The following is a 2,846-nucleotide window of genomic DNA, read 5'->3' as shown; positions in this document are numbered from 1 at the left end:
GAGCCGCCGAGCACGTGGCACAGCTTGTGGTGCAGGGCCATGCCAACCTGTCCCAGAACCGTACCGCAGAGCCAGGCGCCATAAAGGGTCCCGCCGCGAGCTTCGAGGTCATGCGGGTTCTCGCAGACTATCGGCAGCGCCTTGCGGAAGGCGCGAAGCCCCTCAATGGCAAACAGGGCCGCGATCGGGTTGCGGTCCCGCGCATAGCGCCCTTCGGCGGCATGGGCCATCGCGTTCAAGGCGCTTGCCACGGTAATCGGCACCGGCAGCGACCGCACCAGTTCCGCGTCGTAGAGGATGACCTGCGGCTGCACCTTCGGATCGGTCAACGTGGTCTTCCGCCCGTCTTCGGTCTGCCCGAGAACCCTGTCGCTTCGCTGCCGGCATAGGTCGTCGGCAGCACGATCTGCGGCAACCCGGTGCGAAGGGCGATCGCCTTACCGAGACCGATGGTGGAGCCGCCGCCGATCGCGACAAGGCAATCTACCCCGAGCCGCCGAATCTCCTCCAAGCGCCGTCTCGGTCACCGGCACAGGGGTGTGCATCTTTGCCAGCGGCACGATCCCGGCGGCGAGCCCACCCATCTCGGCGGCAAGTTCCTCGGTCATGCCGGTCTTGCCGGGCGTCGAAAGCACCGCGGCACGCGCGCAGCCCAGCCTTTCGATCTCGACGCCCGTGTCGCGCCGGACCCCGGGGCCAAAGCGCAGCCGCAGGGCAGGTTGGGACAGGGCGAATTCTGGCTGAAAGGACGACACCGGGCCTCTTTCTCCGGCTTACAGCGGCCGGATTTCCTTGATGAAGGTCTCGAAGAAGTCCGAGAAGGTCGCGACCTTCAGCGGCAGCCGCGCGTAGGGCGGGTAATAGAGCGTGAGCCAGATCTCGGGCGAGGACCAGTCGGGCAGGACCTCGGCCAGCCGCCCGGCGTCCAGATCCTCCTCGACGATGAAGCGGGGCAGCAGCGCGATGCCTTCCCCGTTCAGCACCAGCCGCGCCAGCACGTCGCCGTTGTTGGCGCTGAACCGCCCTGTCGCCCGATGGCTGCGGCGGGAGGGTCCCTTTGACAGTTCCCAGACCTCGTCGCGGGCGTCCGAGCGGTAGCTGAGGCAGATGTGGCCCGCCAGGTCGCCCGGATCGCCGGGGGTGCCATGGGCCGTCAGGTAGCTGGGCGCGGCGACCAGCACCCGGGGCACCGGGCTGATCCTGCGCCAGATGGTGGACTTGTCCTCGGGCGGCCCCGAGATGCGGATCGCAAGGTCGTAATCCTCCTCGACGATGTCCACGAAGCTGTCCGACAGGCTCAGCGCCACATGCGTCTGCGGATAAAGTGTGGCGAACTGCGACAGCACCGCCGGCAGCACCCGCATCCCCATCGAGATCGGCGCACTGACGCGGATCAGCCCCGAGGTGATGCCCTGCGCCTCGCGCGTTTCCTGCGCGGCCTCGGCCATCCCCTCGGCCAGCGGCGCCACCCTCGCCGCATAGACCGCCCCCGCCGCGGTCAGCGAGACCTGCCGGGTGGTGCGGACCAGAAGCTGTACGCCAAGCCGGTCTTCCAGCGCGGCGATGGTGCGGGTCACGGAGGCCGGGGTCAGCCCAAGCTGCCGGGCGGCGCCTGCGAAGCTTTGCTGCTCGACGACCGCAAGGAAGACGCGAATGGATTCCAGTTCGCCCATGAAATGACCATTACGAAAAACGCAATAGTGGATGCAATATTGTGCTCGTTCAGATGAGTGAATCGAGTCCGTATATCTCCTTCAAGCAACGACACACGAGACCGAGGAACCGCCATGCTCACCCAGATCAAGGGCCTTCACCACACCACGTCCATGGCCTCGGACGCCCAGGAAAACAACGCCTTTTTCACCAAGGTGCTCGGCCTGCGCCGGGTCAAGAAGACCGTGAACTTCGACGCGCCCGACGTTTATCACCTTTATTACGGCGATGAGACCGGGTCTGCCGGCACCATCATGACCTACTTCCCCTTCCCGAACATCGTGAAGGGCCGTCGTGGCACCGGCGAGGTGACCGAGACGGTGTTCGCGGTGCCGGAAGGCTCGCTGGACTACTGGAAAGAGCGCTTCGGCAATCACGGCGTCACCGGCCTGCAGGAACACGAGGTCTTCGGCGAGAAGCGCCTGCGCTTTTCCGGTCCCGACGGCGACGGCTTCGCTTTGACCGAGGTCACGGGTGACAGCCGCCAGCCCTTCGCCGGCGGCCCGGTGCCGGCGGAGAAAGGCATTTACGGCTTTCATGGCGTCACCATGCAACTGCGCGACGGTGCTGCCACGGCCGAACTGCTGAAGTTCATGGGCTATGACCAGGTCGCCCGCGACGGGACGACGATCCGTCTGGCGATCAAGGACGGCAATGGCGCCGACTTCATCGACCTCGACGTGCAGCCGGACGCCGAACGGGCGCGCGAGGGCGCGGGCTCGGTCCACCACGTCGCCTTTGCGGTCGAGAACCGCGCCGCGCAGGAACAGGTCCGCAAGGCCCTGCTGGACGCGGGCGTCCATGTCACCCCCATCATCGACCGCGACTACTTCTGGGCGATCTACTTCCGCACCCCCAGTGGTGTGCTGTTCGAGATCGCCACGAACGAGCCGGGCTTCGCCCGTGACGAGGACGTCGCCCACTTGGGCGAGGCGCTGAAGGTTCCCGCTCAGCACGCCCATCTGCGCTCGTGGATCGAGCAGGCGCTGACCCCGATCACCGACTGATCGCCTGACCCGAAACGCCCGAAGCAACAGACGCCGCCCCGACCGATCCCGAGCGCCTTCGCCCGGCGACTGACGCTCAGCCCATGGCCGCGGTCGATCATCGTCCTGCGCCCGGCAGCAGACCTG

2 protein-coding genes and 1 pseudogene are annotated in these 2,846 nt (G+C 66.7%); 1 reads left to right on the top strand and 2 read right to left on the bottom strand.

Annotation, left to right across the window (positions count from 1 at the left end):
- A pseudogene (locus Q4F04_RS15305) lies at window positions 1-511 on the bottom strand (iron-containing alcohol dehydrogenase); the annotation flags it as partial.
- A gap of 262 nt (window positions 512-773) precedes the next feature.
- Window positions 774-1,673 (bottom strand): LysR family transcriptional regulator, encoded by a 900-nt coding sequence (locus Q4F04_RS15300; protein ID WP_303370655.1) that lies wholly within the window; start codon window positions 1,671-1,673, stop codon window positions 774-776.
- A gap of 114 nt (window positions 1,674-1,787) precedes the next feature.
- On the opposite strand from Q4F04_RS15300, the gene Q4F04_RS15295 reads away from it, so the two are divergent.
- Entirely contained in the window at window positions 1,788-2,720 is a 933-nt protein-coding gene (locus tag Q4F04_RS15295; protein WP_303370654.1) for a ring-cleaving dioxygenase, read from the top strand.
- Window positions 2,721-2,846 lie beyond the last annotated feature (126 nt).

The organism is Paracoccus sp. (in: a-proteobacteria) (genome assembly GCF_030536915.1).
GTDB lineage: Bacteria > Pseudomonadota > Alphaproteobacteria > Rhodobacterales > Rhodobacteraceae > Paracoccus.
This window is presented reverse-complemented; position numbering and strand designations above follow the sequence as displayed.

What these genes read in the sequence shown, in the direction of transcription:
- Q4F04_RS15300 (WP_303370655.1), bottom strand. Translation starts at nt 1,673, where the DNA reads ATGGGCGAACTGGAATCCATTCGCGTCTTCCTTGCGGTCGTCGAGCAG.
- Q4F04_RS15295 (WP_303370654.1), top strand. Translation starts at nt 1,788, where the DNA reads ATGCTCACCCAGATCAAGGGCCTTCACCACACCACGTCCATGGCCTCG.